The organism is Lysinibacillus sp. FSL L8-0312 (genome assembly GCF_038003285.1).
In the GTDB taxonomy this organism is placed as follows: domain Bacteria; phylum Bacillota; class Bacilli; order Bacillales_A; family Planococcaceae; genus Lysinibacillus; species Lysinibacillus fusiformis_D.
The window spans coordinates 1,550,388-1,574,782 of record NZ_JBBOOV010000001.1 but is presented as its reverse complement, the minus strand read 5'-3'; the positions used below and the strand labels follow the sequence as shown (position 1 = coordinate 1,574,782).

Annotated in this window: 24 protein-coding genes, 1 pseudogene and 2 other annotated features; of the genes and pseudogenes, 19 read left to right on the top strand and 6 right to left on the bottom strand. The window is 35.9% G+C overall.

The window, feature by feature from the left end:
- Nucleotides 1-70 precede the first annotated feature (70 nt).
- The gene (locus MHI22_RS08040; protein WP_058844127.1) at nucleotides 71-262 is read right to left on the bottom strand and encodes a hypothetical protein; all 192 of its coding nucleotides are present in this window, start codon (nucleotides 260-262) and stop codon (nucleotides 71-73) included.
- A gap of 532 nt (nucleotides 263-794) precedes the next feature.
- Between MHI22_RS08040 and MHI22_RS08035 the strand changes: the two genes are divergently transcribed.
- The 9 genes from MHI22_RS08035 (at nucleotide 795) to MHI22_RS07995 (ending at nucleotide 9,868) form a co-directional block, all read left to right on the top strand.
- The gene (locus tag MHI22_RS08035; RefSeq protein ID WP_036120305.1) at nucleotides 795-1,769 is read left to right on the top strand and encodes a PstS family phosphate ABC transporter substrate-binding protein; all 975 of its coding nucleotides are present in this window, start codon (nucleotides 795-797) and stop codon (nucleotides 1,767-1,769) included.
- 64 nt (nucleotides 1,770-1,833) lie between these two features.
- On the top strand, nucleotides 1,834-2,781 hold the full coding sequence (pstC, locus tag MHI22_RS08030) for a phosphate ABC transporter permease subunit PstC (protein WP_036120302.1): 948 nt from the start codon (nucleotides 1,834-1,836) through the stop codon (nucleotides 2,779-2,781).
- A 1-nt stretch (nucleotide 2,782) separates the two neighbouring features.
- Nucleotides 2,783-3,661: a phosphate ABC transporter permease PstA gene (gene pstA / locus MHI22_RS08025; protein ID WP_036120300.1), complete on the top strand. Its 879-nt coding sequence runs from the start codon at nucleotides 2,783-2,785 to the stop codon at nucleotides 3,659-3,661.
- A 60-nt stretch (nucleotides 3,662-3,721) separates the two neighbouring features.
- On the top strand, nucleotides 3,722-4,507 hold the full coding sequence (gene pstB / locus MHI22_RS08020; RefSeq protein ID WP_230593777.1) for a phosphate ABC transporter ATP-binding protein PstB: 786 nt from the start codon (nucleotides 3,722-3,724) through the stop codon (nucleotides 4,505-4,507).
- Nucleotides 4,508-4,520: 13 nt separating this feature from the next.
- Nucleotides 4,521-5,180, top strand: a complete 660-nt coding sequence (phoU, locus tag MHI22_RS08015) for a phosphate signaling complex protein PhoU (RefSeq protein WP_036120292.1) — start codon at nucleotides 4,521-4,523, stop codon at nucleotides 5,178-5,180.
- A 176-nt stretch (nucleotides 5,181-5,356) separates the two neighbouring features.
- Entirely contained in the window at nucleotides 5,357-6,229 is an 873-nt protein-coding gene (locus MHI22_RS08010) for a hypothetical protein (RefSeq protein WP_058844129.1), read from the top strand.
- Nucleotides 6,230-6,305: 76 nt separating this feature from the next.
- Nucleotides 6,306-7,376 carry a mechanosensitive ion channel family protein gene (locus MHI22_RS08005; protein WP_036120260.1) on the top strand — a complete coding sequence of 357 codons (1,071 nt, stop codon included), beginning with the start codon at nucleotides 6,306-6,308 and terminating at the stop codon, nucleotides 7,374-7,376.
- A gap of 39 nt (nucleotides 7,377-7,415) precedes the next feature.
- Nucleotides 7,416-7,627: a binding site (T-box leader), on the top strand.
- Nucleotides 7,628-7,913: 286 nt separating this feature from the next.
- Nucleotides 7,914-9,299 (top strand): anthranilate synthase component I, encoded by a 1,386-nt coding sequence (trpE, locus tag MHI22_RS08000; protein WP_340811674.1) that lies wholly within the window; start codon nucleotides 7,914-7,916, stop codon nucleotides 9,297-9,299.
- Nucleotides 9,296-9,868, top strand: coding sequence for an anthranilate synthase component II (locus MHI22_RS07995; protein WP_036120254.1), 573 nt, complete (start codon nucleotides 9,296-9,298; stop codon nucleotides 9,866-9,868). The genes trpE and MHI22_RS07995 overlap by 4 nt, the downstream gene beginning before the upstream one ends.
- A 45-nt stretch (nucleotides 9,869-9,913) precedes the next feature.
- Here the strand turns inward: MHI22_RS07995 and MHI22_RS07990 are convergent, their stop codons facing one another.
- Together MHI22_RS07990 and MHI22_RS07985 are read right to left on the bottom strand one after the other, a co-directional pair.
- Nucleotides 9,914-10,396: a hypothetical protein gene (locus MHI22_RS07990; RefSeq protein ID WP_036120279.1), complete on the bottom strand. Its 483-nt coding sequence runs from the start codon at nucleotides 10,394-10,396 to the stop codon at nucleotides 9,914-9,916.
- A 3-nt stretch (nucleotides 10,397-10,399) separates the two neighbouring features.
- Complete coding sequence (locus MHI22_RS07985; protein ID WP_308302774.1) at nucleotides 10,400-10,822, bottom strand: hypothetical protein; 423 nt, start codon at nucleotides 10,820-10,822, stop codon at nucleotides 10,400-10,402.
- A 180-nt stretch (nucleotides 10,823-11,002) separates the two neighbouring features.
- On the opposite strand from MHI22_RS07985, the gene rpmG reads away from it, so the two are divergent.
- The 5 genes from rpmG to tyrS all read left to right on the top strand — a co-directional run bounded on the left by rpmG (nucleotide 11,003) and on the right by tyrS (nucleotide 15,953).
- Nucleotides 11,003-11,152, top strand: coding sequence for a 50S ribosomal protein L33 (rpmG, locus tag MHI22_RS07980; protein WP_008408521.1), 150 nt, complete (start codon nucleotides 11,003-11,005; stop codon nucleotides 11,150-11,152).
- A 103-nt stretch (nucleotides 11,153-11,255) separates the two neighbouring features.
- The gene (locus MHI22_RS07975; protein WP_340809229.1) at nucleotides 11,256-11,849 is read left to right on the top strand and encodes a 5-formyltetrahydrofolate cyclo-ligase; all 594 of its coding nucleotides are present in this window, start codon (nucleotides 11,256-11,258) and stop codon (nucleotides 11,847-11,849) included.
- Nucleotides 11,842-12,051 carry a YqgQ family protein gene (locus tag MHI22_RS07970; protein ID WP_036120247.1) on the top strand — a complete coding sequence of 70 codons (210 nt, stop codon included), beginning with the start codon at nucleotides 11,842-11,844 and terminating at the stop codon, nucleotides 12,049-12,051. Before MHI22_RS07975 ends, MHI22_RS07970 begins: the two co-directional genes overlap by 8 nt.
- A gap of 280 nt (nucleotides 12,052-12,331) precedes the next feature.
- Nucleotides 12,332-14,227, top strand: a complete 1,896-nt coding sequence (locus MHI22_RS07965; protein ID WP_271910317.1) for an LTA synthase family protein — start codon at nucleotides 12,332-12,334, stop codon at nucleotides 14,225-14,227.
- 125 nt (nucleotides 14,228-14,352) lie between these two features.
- Nucleotides 14,353-14,593 (top strand) — a binding site (T-box leader).
- Nucleotides 14,594-14,738: 145 nt separating this feature from the next.
- Nucleotides 14,739-15,953 (top strand): tyrosine--tRNA ligase, encoded by a 1,215-nt coding sequence (gene tyrS, locus MHI22_RS07960; protein WP_340811672.1) that lies wholly within the window; start codon nucleotides 14,739-14,741, stop codon nucleotides 15,951-15,953.
- Between the two features lie 53 nt (nucleotides 15,954-16,006).
- Here tyrS and MHI22_RS07955 read toward each other — a convergent pair whose 3' ends face one another.
- Nucleotides 16,007-16,186 carry a DUF2759 domain-containing protein gene (locus MHI22_RS07955; RefSeq protein ID WP_036120238.1) on the bottom strand — a complete coding sequence of 60 codons (180 nt, stop codon included), beginning with the start codon at nucleotides 16,184-16,186 and terminating at the stop codon, nucleotides 16,007-16,009.
- 169 nt (nucleotides 16,187-16,355) lie between these two features.
- Here MHI22_RS07955 and MHI22_RS07950 point away from each other — a divergent pair, with 169 nt between their 5' ends.
- Complete coding sequence (locus MHI22_RS07950) at nucleotides 16,356-17,000, top strand: MBL fold metallo-hydrolase (protein ID WP_058844132.1); 645 nt, start codon at nucleotides 16,356-16,358, stop codon at nucleotides 16,998-17,000.
- Between the two features lie 66 nt (nucleotides 17,001-17,066).
- Here the strand turns inward: MHI22_RS07950 and MHI22_RS07945 are convergent, their stop codons facing one another.
- Both MHI22_RS07945 and MHI22_RS07940 read right to left on the bottom strand, forming a co-directional pair.
- Nucleotides 17,067-17,309, bottom strand: coding sequence for a DUF2626 family protein (locus tag MHI22_RS07945; RefSeq protein ID WP_004231035.1), 243 nt, complete (start codon nucleotides 17,307-17,309; stop codon nucleotides 17,067-17,069).
- A gap of 118 nt (nucleotides 17,310-17,427) precedes the next feature.
- Entirely contained in the window at nucleotides 17,428-18,138 is a 711-nt protein-coding gene (locus MHI22_RS07940; protein ID WP_036120229.1) for a helix-turn-helix transcriptional regulator, read from the bottom strand.
- A gap of 328 nt (nucleotides 18,139-18,466) precedes the next feature.
- Between MHI22_RS07940 and comGA the strand changes: the two genes are divergently transcribed.
- From comGA to MHI22_RS07920, 4 genes and pseudogenes are all read left to right on the top strand, one after another.
- Nucleotides 18,467-19,486: a competence type IV pilus ATPase ComGA gene (gene comGA, locus MHI22_RS07935; RefSeq protein ID WP_036120226.1), complete on the top strand. Its 1,020-nt coding sequence runs from the start codon at nucleotides 18,467-18,469 to the stop codon at nucleotides 19,484-19,486.
- Complete coding sequence (gene comGB, locus MHI22_RS07930; protein WP_036120223.1) at nucleotides 19,461-20,531, top strand: competence type IV pilus assembly protein ComGB; 1,071 nt, start codon at nucleotides 19,461-19,463, stop codon at nucleotides 20,529-20,531. The genes comGA and comGB overlap by 26 nt, the downstream gene beginning before the upstream one ends.
- Before the next feature lie 10 nt (nucleotides 20,532-20,541).
- Nucleotides 20,542-20,694, top strand: a pseudogene (locus MHI22_RS07925) (prepilin-type N-terminal cleavage/methylation domain-containing protein); the annotation flags it as partial.
- Between the two features lie 636 nt (nucleotides 20,695-21,330).
- Nucleotides 21,331-24,039, top strand: a complete 2,709-nt coding sequence (locus tag MHI22_RS07920; RefSeq protein ID WP_340811670.1) for a COR domain-containing protein — start codon at nucleotides 21,331-21,333, stop codon at nucleotides 24,037-24,039.
- Nucleotides 24,040-24,395 lie beyond the last annotated feature (356 nt).

The window sequence follows — 24,395 nt, the reverse complement described above, 5'->3', positions numbered from 1 at the left end:
TTTTGTTTTTCAACACTATGAAACCGCTAGGCATGAGAATGCCTAGCGGTTTTTTCTATTAAAGTAAGCTTTACACAGATAATTGCTGAATAGCCAATTCAAACTGCTCTCTTGGCTTTACTCCATAAAGCTCTATATTGTGATAGAAATAAGAAGCTATCATAAAATCAATCGCCTCCTGAAGTGAATATTCCCGATGTTCCATTACTAGTAATAGATAGGTTTTAAAATAATCGGCATTTTGTACTTTTGCATGTTTCATGACAAAGGTCAAACTCTCCTCATCCATTAGCCTCAACGTGATTGTCGCTGATGCTTCGCTTTTGTTCAGAAAAACAATACGTCTAGATTTTTTCGTGCCTGCCATTTGTAACAATCGCCGGAAACTTTATTTCGATGCAGTGGACGTTTGAACACCTGCTAAAAAGCAAAACAAGTATTGATCTCCCGCGATTAAGGAGGGGGCCTTCAACACTGCATCAACATAAAATATTTCCTGACACAAGTGCTTATTATAGCATCTTTCCTATAGGAAGCAAGTAGAAGAAGACCCTCGCGCCTTAAGATAGTGAAATGAATGAGGGGGTGGTCTCTTTTCGTTAGGTGTCGAATCATCTACTCTCAGGACACCATTTACCGTGACGATTGTAAATGCATCTTTACAATCGTTTACAAAGCATTACATTCCTTTACATCTCTTTTACGAACCGTTTATACGACTTCAACAATCAGTCATTATAGTAAAGATTGTAAGACAAATAACTATAAAACAGTTCACGACGGAGGCAAATGAGATGAAAAAGTGGAAGTACTTAACGATGACAGCAGTAATGGGTTCTGCATTAATGCTAGGTGCATGTGGTAGCGATTCTGCACAAAATGGAAACAATGCAGAAACGAACGCACCAGCTAGTTCAGGACAAGAAGCTGCTGATGAAAAGCTACAAGGATCTGTAGCTGGAGATGGCTCATCAACAGTAGCACCAATCATTGAGGCAGTTGTTGAAGAGTATGCAGGCGCACAACCAGATGTCAAAGTATCAGTGGGGGTTTCTGGTACTGGTGGTGGTTTTGAAAAATTCATCGCAGGTGAAACAGACTTTTCAAATGCATCTCGTAATATAAAAGATGAAGAGAAATCGAAATTAGAAGAAGCGGGTATTGATTTTACAGAGCTAGCTTTAGCATATGACGGTTTATCTGTAGTGGTGAACCCAGAAAATGATTGGGCAAAGGATTTAACAGTAGAACAATTACAAAAAATTTGGGTTGAAGATGGAAAAGAGAAAAAATGGTCTGATATTGATCCATCATGGCCAGATGAAAAAATCGTTTACTATTCACCAGGTACTGATTCAGGCACATACGATTACTTCGATGAAGTCATTTTAGATGGTGCGGATCTAGTAAGCTCAGCAACATTATCAGAGGATGATAATATGCTAGTGCAAGGTGTAGCTGGTGACAAAAACGCAATCGGTTTCTTCGGCTATGCTTACTACCTTGAAAATAAAGATAAATTAAACATTGTCAAAGTAAATGGTGTTGAACCAACAAATGAAACAATAGAGGGTGGCGAATATACACCACTTTCACGCCCACTATTCACTTACGTGAAAAATAGTGCTATGAAAGATAATGAAGCAGCATATGACTTCATTCAATTTACACTTGAAAATGCAGGCGATATGGCTGAGGCAGTTGGCTATGTTCGTTTACCAGAAGAAAAATATACTGAAGGCTTAAAAACTTTAGAAGGCTTAAAATAAGTAGACATGCATAGAGGGAAAGAGATGTATGCTCTTTCCCTCACTTATTTGAAAGGAGCTCCCAATGGTTTCTCAAAAGGAAAATAAGACATCATCTGTGCAGCAATTAATTGCAAATTCTCGCAATCAAAAAACAAAGAAAATAGTGGAAAAAGCAATGCCAGCTCTATTATTTTCTGCCGCTATTATTTCGATTTTAACAACGTTTGGCATTGTTTTCACCCTTATTTTTGAAACGTTTGAGTTCTTTAAACGTGTGTCGATTACGGATTTCCTATTTGGGACAAAGTGGTTACCGTTTTCAGGAAATGAACCGTTATTTGGAATTTTGCCATTAATCGCAGGTACATTAAAAGTGACACTTATTGCAGTTGTAGTAGCCGTACCATTTGGAATTGCTTCAGCTATCTATTTAAGTGAATATGCAAGTGAGAAAACACGACGTACAGTGAAACCGATTTTAGAGGTATTAGCAGGTGTACCAACAATCGTCTATGGTTTCTTTGCATTAACGTTTGTCACACCTGTTTTACAAGAAATTGTACCTGGACTCAAATTATTTAATGCATTAAGTCCTGGGATTGTTGTAGGTATCATGATTTTACCTATGATTACATCTCTATCAGAGGATGCGATGTCATCCGTACCAAATAGTATGCGTGAAGGAGCTTTAGCTCTAGGTGCGACGAAATTTGAGGTAGCTATTAAAGTAGTATTACCAGCTGCACTATCGGGAATTATTGCTTCAATCGTGTTAGCTATTTCCCGGGCAATTGGAGAAACAATGATTGTTTCACTTGCTGGAGGATCTACACCGAAATTTGATTTAAATGTAACGGATTCCATTCAAACAATGACGGCGTACATTGTACAAGTTTCAACAGGTGATGCAGGTTATGGTACAACAATCTACTACTCTATCTATTCAGTAGGATTTACATTATTTATCTTTACACTAATCATGAATTTACTTGCTCACTATATTTCGAAACGCTTCAGGGAGGTTTACTAGCATGCGCTATATGGATGACACGGTCGTCATGAAACGATTGACCAAGCGTATTACATTTAATAAAGTTTGGAAAACCTTATTTTTCTTAGCAACTATGTTTGCGCTTGTGACTTTAGCTATTTTGTTATATCGCATAGTGTCACAGGGAATTGGTTATTTAAATATCGATTTCTTAACTAATTTTGCATCACGATTTGCAGATAAGGCAGGGATTAAAGCTGCCTTAATTGGGTCACTGTGGTTAATGGCAGTTGTTGCGCCAGTATCTATTATTTTAGGTGTAGGTACTGCGATTTATTTAGAGGAGTATGCTAAGAAAAATAGAATTAACGACTTTATTCGAATGAACATATCGAATCTAGCAGGTGTACCTTCCATCGTTTTTGGATTACTTGGATTAACAATTTTTGTCCGTATGATGGGGCTAGGCAAAAGTATTTTAGCCGCAGGGTTTACGATGAGTTTATTAATATTGCCTGTTATCATTGTAGCTGCACAGGAGGCTATTCGTGCCGTACCAAATGAACAAAGAGAAGCATCATATGGTATGGGTGCAACGAAATGGCAAACCATTTTACGCGTGGTGCTACCAGCTGCCATTCCGGGTATTTTAACAGGAAGTATTTTAGCCATGTCTCGTGCCATTGGAGAAACAGCTCCACTTGTTGTCATCGGGATTCCAGTTATTCTACAGTTTTTACCGAATAGTTTATTAAGTCAATTCACTGCATTACCGATGCAAATTTATGATTGGGCAAAGCGACCACAAGAAGCCTTTCAGTATGTGGCGGCCGCAGGTATTTTAGTGCTTATGACGGTTCTGCTATTAATGAACTCTATTGCTATCTTTATACGAAATAAATTCCAAAAACGTTATTAATGAGGTGACCTTATGGTGCTAGATTTAAAAGAGGAAAAAACGATTGTCAAGTTGAATCAAATGGCAACTAAGTCTTCAGATGATAGAGCGAAGAAGATTGTCTACGATACACGAAACTTAAATTTATGGTATGGTGATCACCATGGTTTAAAAGATATTAATTTAAGTATTTATGAAAATGAAGTAACGGCTATTATTGGGCCATCTGGCTGTGGTAAATCTACGTATCTAAAAACATTAAATAGAATGGTAGAACTTGTACCAAGCGTTCGAACATCAGGTGAAATCGTCTATCGTGAGCGAAATATTTTAGATAAAAGCTATACAGTAGAGGAATTAAGGACACGTGTAGGGATGGTGTTCCAAAAGCCGAACCCATTCCCAAAATCTATTTATGATAATATTGCCTATGGACCAAGAATCCATGGGATTAAAAATAAAAAGATTTTGGATGAGATTGTGGAGAAGTCACTAAGAGGGGCAGCGATTTGGGATGAGGTAAAAGATCGTTTAAATCAAAATGCCTATGGGTTATCGGGTGGTCAGCAACAGCGTATTTGTATTGCACGTTGCTTAGCGATTGAACCAGATGTCATCTTAATGGATGAGCCAACATCTGCTTTGGACCCAATTTCTACGTTGAAGGTGGAAGAGCTTGTGCAAGAGCTGAAAAAAGATTATTCCATCATCATCGTGACACATAATATGCAGCAAGCGGCTCGTATTTCTGATCGCACAGCATTCTTCCTAAGTGGAGAGGTTGTTGAATACGATAAAACAGATATTATTTTCCAAACACCAGCGGATCAACGCACAGAAGATTATATTTCAGGACGTTTCGGCTAAGGAGGAGCAATAGATGGTAGTTCGTGAGCGTTTTGAACAAGAGTTACAAGAGGTACAGGGTCAATTTATTGCCCTTGCCAACAGCAGTATTCTAGCGCTACAAACGGCTTTTGAAGCATTAGTAGAGCAGGACTTAGAAAAAGCCTTGAAAATTTTAGAAGATGATTTAGTCATTAATCGTCTTGAAGAGGAAATTAATGACCATGTGATTTTAATGATTGCTAAGCAACAACCAGTGGCAACAGATTTGCGTCGCCTTATGGTCCTTGTAAAAGCAGCAGCAGATATGGAAAGAGTGGGCGACTATGCGGTTAATATTGCTAAGGAAGCGATTCGAATTGGCAAAGAACCAATAGTGTTTCCGATAACCAATCTACAAACGATGTGTAATAAAACAGTCGAAATGCTAGAGAGTATCATGAAGGCCTTTACAGAGGAAGATACGGTACGTGCCAAAGAAATCGCAGAATTAGATGATTATGTAGACGATTTATACGGGGCAACAATTACACTTTTACTTCGCGCGGGTGTAGAAAATCCTGCACATATTTCGCAGATAACCCATCTCACATTTATTTGCCGATATCTAGAACGCTCTGCCGATCATGCGACAAATATTGCAGAACATCTATTTTACTTAGTCAAAGGCAAGCATTATGAATTAAATAATTAATGAGGAAGAGCTACTTTTAGCTCTTCTTTTCATTTGGATAAAAAAATTTTATGTAGCAGCAACATTGTCTTTTTCCCTAGCGTCTTTATAACGAGCACTATTGTATTGTCAAAAATTTTTTTTGGCTATACTATAGACATTATCCGAAAAATGTGATGCTTAGGAGGTGCTGCTACGTGAAAGATGCAATCGAAACATTCATTGAGCAATTTGACCAGCAGATGTCAAACGAACAACTAGACTATTTACGTTTTCTCTATAAAAACTTACATTTAGAGGAGTTAAGTGAAGGAGAACAACATTATTTTATCGACTATTTTTTCAAGAGCGAGCCATTACGAAATATGGCAGCATTTGCACTAGAATTGGCAGATATTATGCATGAAATTCGAGAAAATATCCCTGCTATTGAAAAAGCTGAACGCTTAGCAAACGGCCATGAGCAATACCTATATTATGAACGAAAATGGTCAGAGCTGAGACGTCAAAAGCTCAAGCAACAGACAACAAAAAGTGGTAATATTTTTTATGTGCCATTTCATGAATATCAACAGGAACCTGGGCCTATGATTATTTGTTTAGAACAAACGACGGGGATGGCTGCTTACTCTGATCTTTGTAAAAGTATGATTTTACCGTTATTTATGAATGCTCATCGTGAAGGTCGCGATTTATATATTGTTCCATATGATCGTCAAATTCATGTTCACTATCGCTTTGAAAATGGTCATTTAAATTTAGCTGATTTTAAGAGTTTTATCGAATATAAGGCACAAGGAGAAGCCGCAATATTGCCTGTTTTACAGTTTGTTAAAGCATTACTACAGGAAAATCAACTCGATGCTGAAGCGGATGTCATTATTTTTACAGAAGGAGCGCCTATTGATGGACAGCATCTCGTAACTAAACAAGCAAGAACGATGCTAGAGGAAATGAAGCGGAAATACCATGCTGAATTTTCAGTGATCGCCATGCACGAACATAATTTTAATAAACAGCAGTTTTGGTTTGCCAATAAGGCTTTTTTTGCGGATGATGCTATACAATAAAAAAATAGGGGCTAACCGTTTCTGAAGGTTTGCTCCTTTTTGGTGGAGATACATAGGTTTTTTAAAGGAGAAATACATGGATTCATTACTTTGGTTATTACCTAAATTTACAGTCCCAACTTGGATGGATGTCTTGATTGCCGCCATTATTTGTTTAGTTGGTTGGCTTATTCAACGTTTCATCATAAAAAAAATCATTCATTGTGTAGTGACTTTTTTAAGAAATCGCCAGCGGAAATTCCAGGCGAATGTACTTGCCCAATTCAGTAAAGCAATTGGCTATGCATTTATGACGACAGTCATTGTCCTGAGTTTATCTTATTTAATAGAAGTTCCTTTATTTACACATAAATCAACGAAAAATTTTGTATTGTCAATTCTGGTGTTTTTTGCGTTTAAAGGGATTTATGATGTATTAAATTTTTATACGAAACAACCATTCGAATTAACGAGTGAAGAGGATCAGAATGTCTTATTACCGTTTTTTCTACGAATCGGTAAAGTAATCATTATGATTTTTGCTATGTTCACGATTGCTTCGTTTTGGGATTTTAACCTCAATGGCTTTTTAACAGGGATCGGTTTAACTGGTGTGGCGATTGCCTTTGGGATTCGTGATACTTTAGCACATGTATTTGGTGGTATGTCTGTCGCGTTGGATAATCCATTCCAAATAGGAGATTGGATCGCAACGGAAGATCAAAAAATTGAAGGCACAATTGAAGATATCAATCTGCGAAGTACCTTAATTCAAACAGGGGATAAGGGGCTTGTCTATGTGCCGAATTCCTATTTAGTCAACCGCCCTATTTATAATTTATCAAAACGAGAAAAACGGAAATGTGAGCAATTTATCTATGTAGCAGCCGAAAATGAGGAGGACCATTTACGTAGTGCTTTAACAGCCATTCATAAGGAAATTTATTTGCATGCCAAAACGGAGAAAGAGATGATCCATGTTTTTATTGATGAATTTCATCATGATTCATATCGTGTACTTGTTCGTTTCTTTATTGCTACAAATGATACAGCTGTTATGCTAGAAGTGCGTCAGGATATTTTATTTGCTATTCGTCAAATAATGGAGGAGTTATCCATTACGTTAGCTACCCCTTACGAGGATGACAGTCTACGAAATAAAAAATAAATTGAATTGTGAGATAGTTTGCATTACAATATAACTTACAAATCAGCGTTGATGAAGAGTAGTAGCTATTTAAATTTGTCATAGAGAGCTAGTGGTTGGTGGAAACTAGTACAAATGAATGGTGAATGGACTTCGGAGCTCTAATCCTGAACGACAGTAGGGATTAGCGTATGCCTACGTTATAAGGCTTCAAGAGGGTCTTCTAGATTGGAGACCAATGAAGGTGGCACCACGGCTTTTCCGTCCTTTTGTGATGGAAAGGCCTTTTTTTATCTTGATTCAGTCATGTTTTTGTCTGAAAGTGAAGCGTGAGGTGCAGAAATTTTCCTCTTGTGTAGGGGAGATAGATGCTTGTTTTACTTTTTTAGCAGATTCAAACACCCGCTGAAGCAAGAGAAAGCCCCTCCATCGGATGTCACAGATTTTGAAGAGCTGCTATGTTAGTAACTTGAAAAAATCTGAACACACATACGCTGAGGAGGAGGCGATAGATAGGTGTAGAAGAGCAGAGAAGAGCTTAGAGAAGGAGAGAAGAGTATGACAGTTGAGCTTAGAAAGTATGCCATGAAAGTATTACAGGGGGATATGATGACCCCTATCTCTGTGTATCAATCACTGAGCGGGCAGCATAAAATGTTGTTCGAATCATCAGCCAAGCATGAGGAAAGTGGGCGATATTCCTTTATCGCCATCAATCCAGTGGCTGAATTGAAAGGGAACAAGGAAGAATTCATCTTTTCAAGAGGAATGGAAAAGGACACAATTAGTGGGAATGTGCTCGATCAATTAAAGCAAGTTATGCCATTTCATGAGGAGCACTATCCATTCGCCTTTTTTGGTGGGATCATAGGTTTCTTTGGCTATGAAACAGCTTTTTATACAGAAAAAATCGGAAACTATTTACAGGATGATTTAGCCATGCCTGATGTGCATGTTTTTTTCTATGATACCTTTATTGTTTTTGATCATGTAACACAGGAAATCACACTAGCCTCGATTGATCTATTTCAGGAGGGGCGTTCAATAGAGGAGATGGAGGCTGCTATTGCGACAATAGAGCAACAGCTTTGTGCAGGTACGACCTTTGAGGCATTGAAGGTAGATGAACTACATTTTACACCAATGATGACAAAGGAGCGATTTGTTTCTTTGGTGGAACGTGCTAAGCAGCATATTTTAAGAGGAGATATTTTTCAAATCGTATTATCACAACGCTTTTCAGCACCGTTCACAGGTTCACCATTCTCACTTTATCGTCAATTACGCACATCGAATCCGTCACCCTATATGTTCTATATGGATTTTGGATCCTATGTTATTTTAGGAACATCTCCGGAAAGTCTGGTAAAGGTAAAAAATCGTCAGGTGACAACCAATCCAATAGCTGGTACAAAGCCGCGTGGCGCGACAACAGAACAGGATGAAGCAATTGCAAATGCTCTATTAGCAGATGAAAAGGAAATAGCGGAGCATCGTATGTTAGTAGATTTAGGTCGCAATGATCTTGGATGCATTGCCAAAGTCGGTTCTGTAAAGCTAATGAAATACATGAATATTGAACGGTATAAATATGTGATGCATATGGTGTCAGAGGTAATGGCAGAATTACGAGACGACCTCCATGTTCTGGATGTACTGCGTGCTTGTCTACCAGCTGGGACTGTGTCAGGAGCACCTAAAATTCGAGCCATGCAACTGATTAATGAATTGGAACCAGTGAAGCGGGGCGTGTACGCGGGAGCGGTGGGCTATATTTCAACAACAGGTGATATGGACTTAGCACTCGCTATTCGGACAATGCTCATTAAGGATCAAAAAGCCCATGTACAGGCAGGGGCGGGAATTGTTTATGACTCCATCCCATTGTCGGAATACGAGGAAACGCTCAATAAAGCCCGTGCGCTATTGGAGGTCAAAAAATGATTTTATTAATCGATAATTATGATTCCTTTACTTATAACCTATTTCAACAAATCAGCGTGCTGGGAAAAAACGTTAAAGTCGTGCGAAATGATGCTATTACAATAGAAGAAATTCAAGAAATGTCGCCTGAAGCCATCATTTTATCTCCTGGACCAGGAACACCTGCTGAAGCAGGTATCACGGTAGCTGTCATCAAGGAACTGTATCAAAATTTCCCCATTTTAGGTATATGCCTTGGCCATCAATCGATTGGGCAGGCTTTTGGCTCCAATATTGTGCAGGCCCAAAATATTATGCATGGAAAGCTGTCACCATTACAATACGAGCAAACAGGTTTATTTAAGCGAATAAAGGGTGATATTGAAGTAATGCGTTATCATTCTTTAATTATTGAAGCAAGGACATTGCATAAGGATTTTAACATAATTGCAACAGCCGGTGATGATGGGGAGATTATGGCCATTCAACATAAGAATTATCCTCTTTATGGTCTGCAGTTTCATCCAGAATCAATCGGCACAAAAGAAGGCAATATCATGATGCAAGCCTTCCTCGATAGTATAGCGTAATGGCCGCAAAAAAGCTGTCGTCTAATGTGACGACAGCTTTTTAGGTTACTGCTTTTTGCCTGTAATTAACTTAGCAATTTCTTCTAAAGACATGGAAGAATTGACTTCATAGGAGCCGATTTGTAAGCTGCGGGCATATTTTGCGTTAGCGAGTAGTAACTCCATTTCAACACTATTGGTAATAATGCCGCCGTCTTCAAGCTTTTGTGCCACAATATAGGGTGTGATTCCACTGTATAATTGCAATGTCATCTTTGTCACATCACCGTTTGTTTCTTCAACGGCTTGTTCATCAGAATCTGTCGTAGACGTTTCTTCTGTTGTATGTACTGGCTTTAATTGTCCCTTTAACGAGGCAATTTCTTGGTTGGCCTTGTTTAGCTTATCTTGCAGTTGTTCTACCTGTTGCAGATTGCCAGCTTCTTTAGTAGGGAGACCAATATTTACATCAAAGCGACTGGAGAGTGCTAGCAAAGCTCCGACAAGAAAAATGGCAATGCCAAATGCGCGGATGGCGGACTTGTTCATCACTTATCGACCTCCATTTGCAATGACTTGACGAACTTGCTCTTCTGTTAAATTAGAACGAATACTGATATCAGCTACAGAAAGACCTTGTTTATTTAATTCGAGCACCTGACTAACAATAATTTGATGAATCGGTTTGACTTGGGTTGTCGTTTGTGCAATTTTTGACGCTTGTGCAGCCTGTTGAACAGCTTGCATGACTTGTTGAACTTTAGGGTTTTGTCCTTTTTGACTCGGAGCTGATGTTGATTTCACTTGGAATTCAGGCTCTAATAAAAGTTCTTCCTCGACAATTTTTAGGCGACGCTTTAAATTATTTGTTTCTTGGAAGATCGAGATGGATAATTCTTCGACATCTTTTTCGATTTTTTTCGAGCTATTTTTGAAAAAGAACGATAGGATGATTAAAATTATGCCGATACTCATTAGTAAGATGGATAAATCCAATAGTTTCACCTCAATGTAGTATGTAATTATAAGATATTTTACCATATGCAAACTTAATATGAAATGAAGGTAGATTTTTTTTCAGTTTATGTTATAATAGGTTAGTCGTATAAATCATGCTCAAATTTTAATTCTTGATATAGAGTGGGAGGGTTAATGATGCGCGTAAACATTACTTTAGCTTGCACAGATTGCGGCGAACGTAACTACATTTCTAAAAAGAACAAGCGTAACAATCCAGAGCGTCTTGAACTTAAAAAATATTGCTCTCGCGAGAAGAAATACACTCTTCACCGTGAAACTAAGTAATCGCTCATTAAGCCAAAACCACAAGTGGTTTTGGCTTTCTACATTTTATGAAATCATTTCGGGTATAAGGATACGAAGTATGATGATATAGGAGGTAGCCTGGATGGATAAAACAACATTACGAAATAAGATGCGACAAGCTCTTGCGACAATGACTGATGAAGCTTATCAATATCAATCATTAGCTATCGTAAAAAAGGTGCTACAGGAATCATATATAATAGAAGCAAATATAATTGGCATGACCATTTCAAATAAGCCAGAAGTCGACACCATTCTTTTAATTGAAGAATTATGGCGACTTGGTAAAAAGGTCGCTGTTCCGAAATGTCATCCAAAAACAAGAGAAATGTCATTTTACATTATTGATTCATTTGCCCAGCTTGAAACTGTATATATGCATTTGCGTGAGCCTATTCCAGCAAGATGTGAGTTAGTTGACGCAAATGACATGGATGTCATCCTTGTGCCTGGCGTTGTTTTTGACCGTAATGGCTATCGAATCGGCTATGGCGGTGGTTATTATGACCGCTATGTATTAAACTATAAAAAAGGGAAGCTGATGTCGCTGCTCTTTGATGAGCAAATCATTGATTGTGTCCCAGCCGAGGAGCATGATTGCCCAGTAGACATCATTATGACACCGACAGAACGTATTGATTGTCTAGCACAACGAGGAGCGAGCGAAAATGGATAAAATGTTAGATATTTATGAACTTTTGAAAACATATGGTACTTTTATTTATACACGTGATCCCATTGGCGATTTGATGTTAATGGAGGATGAAATACGTGAGCTCTATAAAGCAAATGTACTAGACATAAAAGACTATCAAATGGCATTGTTACTCATTCGACAAGAAACAACAAAACTTCGTATGGAAGAAAATAAAAAGTAATGTTTAAAATATAATGTAATGGAGTATTGTGAAAATAATGTAACAAGTATGTAATATTCTTAAAAACAGTGGATTTCCGCTGTTTTTATGTTTTTAAGAAACTTTTTACATTCCAAAACGTATATATAGATGTCTGGTGCATAAAAAGAGCGCGGAGAAAAAAATTTCCAAAAGATATGTGTTGATTATCTGTTAAAAAAGGATTAAGATATATTTTGTTTCCGTAACAAAATGTAAAAAATTATTATTTTTTTGTAAGGAAGTAGGGAGGATGTTAGGAATGAAATCAATAAAGTGGCCTAAACATTCATTTATGATACTAGCAATTATAGCAACATGGATCAAAACGGTCATTGTTTACCACACAAGCTTTGAGATGAAAATTGAAAATGCAATGCAACAATTTATTTTGTTTATTAATCCATTAAGCTTCTTGCTATTTACGTATGGTTTATCACTATTCTTTAAATCAGCAAAAGCTAGAAATCGTTATCTGATTACGGTCAGCGTTATTTTATCCATTGTTTTATACGGAAATGTAGCGTTCTATCGATTCTACAATGACTTTATTACGCTACCAGTATTATTCCAAACAAGTAATTTCAGTGACTTAGGAACATCAGTAGCAGCCATTGTTGAGCCATGGGATGTATTATATTTCGTTGATGTCGTTATTTTAATCTTAGCGAATAAATTTTTACCGAAAATGAAAGAAGCATTTAAAGTGAATATTGAATTCCGACGTGCATTTTTTGTATTAGCAGTCGCAATTTCATTTTTAAACTTAGGATTAGCTGAAACAGAGCGTCCACAATTATTAACACGTAGTTTTGACCGCGAATTATTAGTAAAAAATATTGGTACGTACAATTACCATTTGTATGATATTTATATTCAAACTAAATCATCTGCTCAGCGTGCATTAGCGGATGGCAGTGAATTAGTTGAAGTAAACAACTATGTGCGTTCTAATCAGGCTGCCGTTAACCCAGAGATGTTTGGGAAATATAAAGGTCGCAACTTAATTGTTGTGTCGATGGAGTCTTTACAAAACTTTGTCATCAATAATGATATGAATGGTCATGAAATTACGCCATTCTTAAACTCTTTAACAAAAGATAAAGATACGTATTATTTCAGTAACTTCTATCACCAAACAGGCTTAGGAAAAACATCTGACTCAGAGTTTATTGTTGAAAACTCATTGTTTGGATTAGGTCGTGGTGCTGTATTCTTCACGCATGGTGGAAATACGTATAATTCAATGGCTGAACGCCTTGGAGAAAATGGCTACTTTACAAATGTCATGCACCCGAATAATAAATCATTCTGGAACCGTGATATCATGTATCAATCGTTAAAAATTAATAAATTCTACGATATAGATTCATATACGGTTGAAGAAGGGCAAGCTGTCAACTGGGGTATGAAAGATACACCATTCTTAGAGCAATCTGCTGCTTTAATGAAAGACATGCCACAGCCATTCTATTCAAGATTAATTACGTTAACGAACCACTATCCATTCACTTTGGATCCTGAAGATATTATGATTCCTGAATATGATTCAAATTCAGGTACATTAAATCGTTACTTCCAGACAGTACGTTATATGGATGAAGCTTTAAAAGACTTCTTCCAAGAGTTAAAAGATCAAGGTGTTTATGATAACTCTATTATCGTAATGTATGGAGACCATTATGGTATTTCTGAAAACCATAATAAAGCGATGGCACAATATTTAGGAAAAGAACAAATTACACCAATGGACAATGCATTGCTTCAAGAAGTGCCTTTATTCATCCATATCCCAGGATCTGACGATGGTAAAGAAATGACAGAGATTTCAGGACAAATGGATTTACGTCCAACAATCTTACATCTTCTTGGCGTTGAAACGTCAAAAGACATGCAAATGGGTGCAGATTTATTCTCTCCAGAGCATGAGGATTTTGTTGTCTTCCGTGATGGACGCTTTATAACAGATAAATATGTTTATGCTGGAGAAGCTTGCTATGACAAAGCAACTGGTGAAGAAATAGATGGTGAGCCATGCCAGTCATATGCTGATCGTGCGACAATGGAGCTGGAAAATTCCGATGCTATCATAAATGGAGACCTGCTACGTTTCTATGATGAAAAGACAGGTAATTTAAAACAGGATTCCGTCAAATAACAAAAGAGAGATCTCAAGTTGAGGTCTCTCTTTTCTTTTTTGATTGACAAATTACTATAAGCAATTATAATAAATTTAAATATCTGCATAACGAAGATTTGTTTTTGCATTTCGGAGTATAAGAGTGAAAGGCATGGAAAAGAACGAGTAGCTTTAATCGAACTGACAGAGAGTAGCCGGTTGCTGAGAGGCGCAAGGGATATTAAAGTGAATACATCTTGGAGCTGCGTACCGAAATTTTAGTAGGCTACGACGGGGTTGCATCCGTAATCATTGCAAAAGTATCGCTATGGCTGTACTTATTGAGGAGGGCTGTGTGAATAGCTCTCGAAAAAAGGTGGTAACACGTTCATGAACGTCCTTAGGATTAGTCCTAAGGGCTTTTTTTATGCCTTTACAGCCCAAGTGTTTATCTTGATTTGGCCGTCCTCTTACGCTGAGGCGTAGTTGATTAGTGAACTCTTATAGAGCTTGCAATATTAATATTTAATATTACAAGGAGATGTTTCATATGTTTTTAACACCAAAAGAGCAATTAGCGATAATTAAGAAGGGGGCTCATCAAATCGTTGATGAGCAGGAATTACTCGAAAAATTAGAGCGATCCTATAAGGAGCAGAAGCCTTTAATCATTAAGTTAGGGCTTGATCCGTCCGCGCCGGATATTCATTTAGGGCATGCAGTCGTTCTACGGAAAATAAAGCAAATGCAGGATTTAGGGCATCAGGCGGTCATTGTTATCGGTGATTTTACAGGGCGTATTGGTGATCCAACGGGTAAAGCAAAAGGCCGTGTCGCGTTAAGTGATGACATGGTCAAGCAAAACGCTAAAACATACTGTGAGCAAATTTTTAAAGTGATAGATATGAACAAGACAACTATTCGTTTCAATAGTGAATGGTTAGCAAAGCTGTCATTTGAAGAAGTCATTCAGCTGGCAGCCACGACATCCGTTGCTCGACTGTTAGAACGTGAGGACTTTCAAAAACGGTACCGTCAGCAAATACCAATTGGCATGCACGAATTTTTCTACCCGCTTATGCAAGCATATGATTCGGTAGAGCTACAGGCCGATATTGAATTAGGGGGAACAGATCAAACATTCAATATTTTAATGGGCCGCACCTTACAAAAGCAACGGCGGTTAGAAAAACAAATTGCCATTTTTATGCCATTACTCGAAGGTTTAGATGGCATTGAAAAAATGAGTAAGAGCCTTGACAATTATATTGGTGTCAGTGAAGCGCCAGAGGTCATGTTTAAAAAGGTAATGGAAGTACCAGATGCCTTACTCATCAAATATTTTGAACTAGCAACAGATGAGCATCCACTACAAGTGCAAACCATTCAAGATAGACTGCAAATGGGAGAGAATCCCCGTGATGTAAAATTACAGTTAGCAGAAATTATAACGGCCTTATACCATGGGACTACAGCAATGGAGGAAGCTAAATCCTATTTCCAAGCTGCATTTCAAAGAAAGGAAATACCAAAAAATATTCCTATACTGCTCCTAGAAATTGATAAGGAAAGAATAGTGGATATTATCCCACAACTAGTGGCAATGGATTATATTCATAGTAAGAGTGAATTTCTGCGGTTAATCAAGCAAAATGGAGTATCCTTGAATGGAGAAAAAATAGTGATGGATGATTTATCACTTGTACTAATGAATGATGATGTCATTCAAATTGGTAAGAAACGATTTCTTAAATTAAATAAATAATAAATACAAAAAAAGAGCAATCTCCAGGGAGACTGCTCCTTTTTGTCTGAATTTTAGTGTAATTGTGGTGGATACCCACTGTGAACAATCGTCATGATGACGAACCATCCGAATACAGCGGCACTTAATAAGTTGAAAACAACGCTTAATAGGTTCTTTTCTTTTATTGCTTGGAATGTACCAACTACAGCTAAAATCGCTACTAGACCAAAAATAACCATTAATAAGTTCATTAAAAATAGACACTCCTTTCGACATCAGAAAATGAATGTCGCAAACAATATTCCTCCTTAATTGTAAACGTTCTGTTTGTTTTTGTCGAGAACTAAAATAGCGTAAACTATGAACATTTATCGTCAAATTGTGGCAAAGCCTGTATAATAGAAAGTTGAGGTGATCACTATGATGAACGTACGAAGTTATTCTCTTGGACCTGTTCAAACGAATTGCTATATCGTATCGAATAAAGAAAAGGAATGTATTATATTTGATCCAGGTGAGGAAGCAGAGCGTCTTATTAAAACAATTCGTAGCAATGGCTTAAAACCACTTGCTATCTTTTTAACACATGCCCATTTTGATCATATAGGGGCTGTAGATGCTGTACGCGAAGTGTTTGATATTCCTGTATGGATTCATGAAAAGGAAGTTAGCTGGCTAGGAGATCCAACGAAGAATGGCTCTAGTAAATATGCTGCATTACCAGATTATAGGGTAGCAGCACCAGCGCAAGACACAATTATTAAAGAAGAACAGCTATTTGAGATCAGTAATTTTGCTTTCCAAGCTGTTTTTACCCCAGGACACTCACCTGGTAGTATTTCTTATGTTTTTGATAATGACGGTTTTGCCATTGTTGGAGATACGTTATTTGAACAAGGTGTGGGACGTACAGATTTAGTAGGTGGCTCAACAAAAGTATTATTAGCATCCATTCATCACAAATTGTTGACATTACCCGAGGATACTATTATTTATCCTGGACACGGAAATTATACAACAGTAGGCGCAGAAATGGAGACAAATCCTTTCTTAAATGGATTTTAAAAAGGAATAACCAAAGCGCATAAAAAAGCGTATCTCAGCATTGTGAGATACGCGATTTTTTTTGTATTAATGACCGCCACCAGGTACGTGAATGAATGTTGTATAGTACGTGAAGCCAGCGAAGAATACAGTTAAATATGCTCCGAAAATGTACATGTACATACGTTCTGAAAGGTTTAAGAAGCCTAATAATAAGAATAAACCTGTATTACCTAAGAATAATAGCGATACCTCGTTCATACCACCAAGGTAGAACATAACGGCAAAAATACCTGTCCAGAATGCCATAACTTTATACATATTATCCATGAAGATTTCCCCTCCTTTTGCCCACGACACAATAATCTCTTACTCATTATAAATGATATGAAAGGTGTCTGTAAACTGGAACTTCTCCGTCTTTGTGACAAACAAATGGATTTTTAATCTAGCTTTCGATTTCTGTCACGTTTATTTCATATTTACATAAATCGCAATTATGTATCATACTTTCAATTTGCACAAATTCATTGTTCGTAAACAATGCATCTAATTGACCTTTTAAATAGGATTCATGTAATGAACAAACAATATCAGAATGCGAAGTAAGTTGCTCCTGGAAAGGACAATTGAAGATGGAGAAGGTCACTTTTTTGCCATGTTCGGTTTGTTGAATTTGTGGAATATAGCCAATTAAAGCGGCATTGTCCGTTAACAGCTGAAGCTTTTCATCGAAGGATAGAGAATTATTTAATGTTAATTCAGCGCTGATATAATTTTTCATTTGCTGGTATCCGTCTTGGTAGCTAATTTCTTGGCACTTCGTTAAGGCAGATGGTCCAATGTCTTCAATTAATTGGATCGTCCATTTTAATAAACGATCTTCATCGCGTCTTGGAAATGTTAGAGATACGCCTTTCTCTGAAGCTTTATAAACACGTCCAGGTCTACCACCTTTGCCTGTTTTGACATAGTCCGCAGAAATAATATTGATTTCTGAAAGCTTTGTTAAATGAAGCCGAGCAACGTTTGGATGGATGCCGAATTGATCAGCAATATGTTGTACTGTGACTGTTTTTTTCTCTTGCAATATGTACTCATAAATAGAGTACCTTGTTTCATCGGCTAATGTACTAGTAATTTTCAATGGATGGATCATGCGCTTCACCTCTTTAAATTTTTTTAAAAAATTATGTTCGCCTACCAAGTGTTAGGAAAATAATCATGTTCATTCTATTATATTGTATTATTGAAAAAGGTACAGTTCATTTCGGCATAAATATTAATTTTTTCATGCATTTATCTTCTTTTTTAGTGGGAAACTGCACTTTATCCACATTTTTATAGCAAAAAACATGATTGACAGGAAAATGTACAACAAATTTTTATTTTCAGAAAAGGGCTTTTCTCGTGGCATTTTCCTCTTTATACTAGGAAATAACGAATAGAGCGGTCATATTCGAATGAACTAGAAGTGAGGTGCATATATGCAGAATTTTGAAACAGTTGTCGAACAAAAATGTGAGCAACTTTTACTAAAGGCCTATCATTTTGGTGCATCCGATTTATTACTGGTTCCAGGTAATAAAAGATATCAGGTTTATTTTCGAAAATATGATAAGCTACTCCAAGCTGGTGAGCTCCCAAATGAACTTGCAGAAAGAATGATTTCCTACTATAAATTTCTTGCGGCATTAGATATCAGTGAACGACGAAAACCTCAAAGCGGCTCCTTTCAAAAAGCAATGGAACACAATCCATACGCCTTTCGAGTATCCACACTGCCTTCCGTCTTTTTAAAAGAAAGCCTGATTATCCGTTTACTTCTCCAAAATCATACATTCCCACTAACGTCATTAAGCTATTCCAAAAGTGCAGCACACAATTTAATGGAGCTTGTGCAACATCGTCAAGGTCTTCTGTTTTTTACAGGCGCAACAGGCTCTGGCAAATCTACATCACTCTATTCCTTAATCCACTATTGTTCCACAGAATTAAATCGGCATGTGATTTCTTTAGAAGATCCTGTAGAAAATAGCCAAGCAAATTTACTTCAAATTCAAGTGAACGAGCGAGCGGGCGTTACATATGCTATGGGACTAAAAGCCATTTTACGTCACTCTCCTGATGTTATCATGATTGGTGAAATTCGAGATAAAGAGACAGCAAAAATTGCTATCCAAGCTGCCTTAACAGGACACTTAGTTGTCTCAACCATTCATGCAAAAGATACCATTCGTTGCCTGTATCGTTTAATGGACTTAGATGTGTCGATAGAGGAGCTTCATCAAACGATTATCGGTATTGTGGCACAAATACTTGTTCAGACTTCAGCAGTACAAGATGAGCGCCGTGCGGTATATGAAATTTTACAGGATGTTCATTTAACAAGAGCCATTTCTGCGATTAAAGAAAAGGTCAACTATGAACTCCCTTATGAATTAACATTAATGGGACAAAAAGAATTAGTGGAGAGCTTTTATGCACCTACAAACATATATCCATAATGTTTTGCTTTATTATAGTAGGGCGACAAAATGGCGAGTAAGGGAGCAGGCACAATTTTTTAATCGATTATGTGTGTTAATGCAAGAAGGATATTTATTTCCTCAGGCCATTTCAATGCTATTGCCTCATCATATAAAGGCGCATGAAGATATGCAGCAGCAAATTGATGAAAAACTGAAGCAAGGGGAAGGGGTTGCAGGGATACTTGAAACTTTACAGCTGAGCAAGCATTATTTAATGGCCATCAAGGTAGCAGAAAATAATGGTCATATGATAGAAGCTTTACAAGGTGTAGCTAAGCAAATAAAGGTAAGTGAAATGACCAAGAAAAAGCTCATAAAGCTGCTGATCTATCCTGTCACGCTGATCGTATTTTTGCTGTTATTATTTTTGGTGTTTCGTACCATCTTTTTACCAAACATCGAAAGACTGGTAGCCGGCCGAACCGCAGAAACAGAAACAAGTATTACGTTGTCCACTACGTTATTACATGTTCCTGATGTAGTCATCCTCACCATTTTCATCGCAACAGGCAGTTTATTTATTGTTCGTCTCTATCTCAATCGACAGCCTACTGCACATCAACTCACCATCCTATTCAAGATTCCTTTTATTCAACGCTATATGCGACTGATATTAACAAGACAGTTTGCTGCTTATTTAGGAAGCTTACTGCAAAGTGGATTTTCATTACAAGCCAGCCTCCAACTTTTAGAAGAGCAACAACTTCAACCTTTTCTGCAAATTCTTTCGCAGCGCATAAAAGAAAGGGTTATTTTTGGAGAGTCGCTAACACTTGCCGTAATGAGACTAGCTGTTTTTCAAAAGGATTTTCCTGTTTTTGTAGAGCACGGTGAGCAAAGCGGCTATTTAGGAAAAGAATTAGTGTTGTATAGCGAATTATTACTGGAAAAACAGGAACAACTTCTGCAAAAAGTATTAGCATTTGTACAACCAACCTTCTTTATCCTCATAGCAGTCTGTATAGTAGCTGCCTATGTCAGTTTATTATTACCCATCTATCACATGATTGAATTAGTTTAGGAGGGAAAAGATGAAACGTATCAACGAACAAGCAGGGTTCACTTTAATCGAGATGCTAATTGTTTTATTAATCATTTCAATCCTTATTTTAATTACGATTCCAAATGTTACGAAGCATTTTGCTACCATTGATGAGAAGGGCTGTAAGGCTTATATATCTATATATGCTTTAATTTACAACTAAAGAAACATGTTATCTTTAATGGATCATCTTTTAAGGTTTATGAAAACAAATCGAACAAGAAGTGCAACCTAAAAGTTTTACAATCTTTCGTTATATGATTGATCATGAAAGCAATTCGGATATTATATTAAGTTACAATCTTAAAATAAGGGTGATAACACAGAGATTCAACTGCACACTAAGTTTTCTAACAACAGGAATAGCCCTGTAAAACTTAGTGTATTAAAATGGTTTATTTCCCAAATTAGATATAGTAACTGATTATATGACACCATTACTATAAGTAATAAGTTTAGAGTTCAAATGGTACATATTGTGAGTGAGATTCCAATCTCCCGTATTTATTACAATAACATTAGAATAAGGTGGTAAAAGGTTCGAGTAAAGAATTAGAGGGATAGTTTAGGTAAAGAGCAGAGTCATTTTAGGAATCTCTTATATGGAACAAAGTAAAGTCAAGGATTAATTAAATAGCAATTTGAAAAAGCTTGGAGTGCCTAGGAATAGGAGGCTTTCTCTGAGCTTTTTTGTTAATTGATGCCATAATTATATTTAATTGTTGTATAATTGTTATATTATGGTTTGTGGAGGGGTTATATGCTAGTAAACGATCTAATGAATGAAGACAAATTTGATTTTGAAGTTGAATTTGAAGATGATTATGATGATTTAAGCCATGGTTATTATTTGGGTAGTTTTGGTTCTTTTGACAAATCATTGGAATATAAACGTACTTATAAATCTTTGACTAAAAATGAATTAATTAACTTAATTAATACAGCCAAAAAAGAGAAATGGATTGCATTAGATTTATCTAATTGCGGCTTAAAAGAAATACCTGCTGAGATAGGTTGTTTAGAATGTTTGGAATACTTAAAGCTTAGTACAGACAGCTTTACTAATGAAAATGAAGAAGAATATAATAAACTATATACACTTCCAAAAGAAATTGGGAATTTAAAAAACTTAAAAGAGTTGAGTCTTTATGGGGTTCATATGAAAAATTTACCTAAGGAGATATCAAATTTAAAAAGTCTAAAGTTTTTAAATCTTAATGAAAATAATTTCGAAACTTTCCCAGAGGAAATAACTAGTATCGAAAGTTTGGAATTTCTAGCTATTGATAATATATACAATGAAATTCCAAATAGTATAGCATCTTTAAGAAATTTAAAATATTTATATTTACCAGAAATAATGATAAATACTTTACCTGATAGTATAGGAGAACTTACTAATTTAGAGAAGATATATCTTGGAAGAAGCAAAATTCAAACATTACCCGAGTCTATGACCTCTTTAATAAATTTAAAGGAGATTATAATTGAAGAAACACCTTTGTCAAAAAAAATTCCTCCTGAAATCTTTAATCAAACGCCATCTCAACTTATAAATTACATACTTCAATTTCAGCGTGAAGAAAATAAAATCACACTTAATGAATCGAAAATGATAATAGTAGGACAAGGTGGAGTGGGTAAAACAACATTACTTAATAAAATTGTTAATGATATTTATAAAGAGTCTCCATCTACAGAAGGTATAGATATTGAGAAATGGAAATTTGAATTAAATGCTGAAGAGTATATATTGAATATATGGGACTTTGGGGGACAAGAAATATATCATTCGACCCATCAATTCTTTTTAACTAAACGTTCTCTATATATTTTTGTATGGGATGCAAGGCAAGAAGATGAGTATGGAAGAATGGATTATTGGTTAAATACAATCCAATCTTTTTCAGATGACAGTCCGATAATAGTAGTAATTAATAAATGTGATCAAGTAAGAAAAAATATCAGGCTTCCTGATGTTCATGATTTGAAAAAACGCTTCCCACAAATTGTAAACTTTTTCGAGGTAAGTTGTCTAGATGATATTAATATTGATACTTTGAAAAAAGAAATTTTGCATCAGGCAAAGAACTTACCATTAATGGAAACGGATTGGTTTTCTTCATGGGCAGAGATCCGCGAAGAGTTAGAAGCCTTATCTGAAGAAAGAAATATAATCAATTTTGAAGAATATTTAAAAATTTGTTTAATTAAAGGAATTGAAGAAAATGAAGCAATAAGTTTAATTAAATATTTGCACGATTTAGGAGTCGTACTACATTTCCATAATGACGTACTTTTAAAGAATATAGTTATCTTAAGTCCTGAATGGGGGACGGATGCAGTATATAAAATTTTGGATGCCCAAACAAATGTTTTGAAAAATAGAAATGGTATATTATTTCACGATGATCTTTGTAAGATTTGGAAAGATAAAAGTAAGTATCCTCAAGAAATGTATCCATATATATTAAAACTTATGGAGAATTTTCAATTGTCCTTTACTGTTGAATCACATAGCACATATTTAATCCCTGAATTGTTGGGAAATACAGAGCAACTTTATCCGATTGATTTTAATAGGGAATGTTTACACTTTAGGTTTAGTTATAATTTTTTACCTGCTGGAATTATGACGAAATTTATTGTTAAGGCTCATAAATTACTGTTAGATGATAAAGGTACAAAAATTTGTTGGAGAAAAGGTGCTTATTTAAAATATAAAAATGCTATATGTATAGCTATTTTAAAGGATGGAATAACGGAAAGGTATATAGATATAAAAGTTGTAGGAGACAATAGGAGGAATAAAAGCGAGTTATTAACAAATGTGAGGAAAATTTTCGAAGAGATACATCAAAATATAACTAAAATTGAATTTACAGAATATGTTCAATGTAATTGTTCTCCAAGTTGTGAGTACTTACATGATTATAAATATTTACTTAAGCTTGAAGAAAAGCATTTCTATACGGAAAGATGTAAAAATTCTTTTGAAGATGTAAATATATTATCTTTATTAGACGGTATTGAGTTGAAAAAGGAAAGGAATAATGAAATGGTGGAAATTAACTTTAAACCTATTATCAATAACAATCCACATATTATGGTAAGAGCAGAGAATAATTTAACGAATGAAAATAATATAACCATAGAAATTAAAAATACTCTCCATGAATTACAAGGTAATATTAATGAATTGTTGTCAGAAGTACCAGACAGTGCTAAAGAAGATATTGAAAAGATGGCTGCAGCAATAGAAAGTGCAGAGGGTTTAGAGACTAAAGAAGAAATAAAAAAATCTGGTGCATTAACCAAAATAAAAAGGATTTTAGAGGATCTCAGCGATCCAAATAGTTCAACTGGGAAAGCTATTAATGGAACAAAATATGGCTACTCAATCCTTCAAGATATAGCTGATAAATATAATAGTATTGCTGAGTGGTGTGCTTTACCTACAATACCAAAATTTTTATTGAAAAAGTAAATTGAAACTGAATTCTATTAAATATACCTTTCTTAAATAGAGTTTTATTGTAAAACAGCAACTCTAAGAATTAAAAATTTATTGACTTAATAAATCAAACATTGGTTAAATGGTCAAGGGAATTCTTTACTAATAGAACATGAATATCAGAATTTTTTAGAACTTAGATAATATTTTCTAGGTTCTTTTTTAAATTTTGAAATCTTTTTAGTGAATTTTTTGTCTATCATCTATTCCTTCAGTAAAATAATGTTATAAGTTAAATTACCAGGGTATTATTGGATAAAATTTATGATCTATGGGTTAATTATGATCCAGATTATCGTTATTATAGCGATCCAAATTTTATGCAAGTA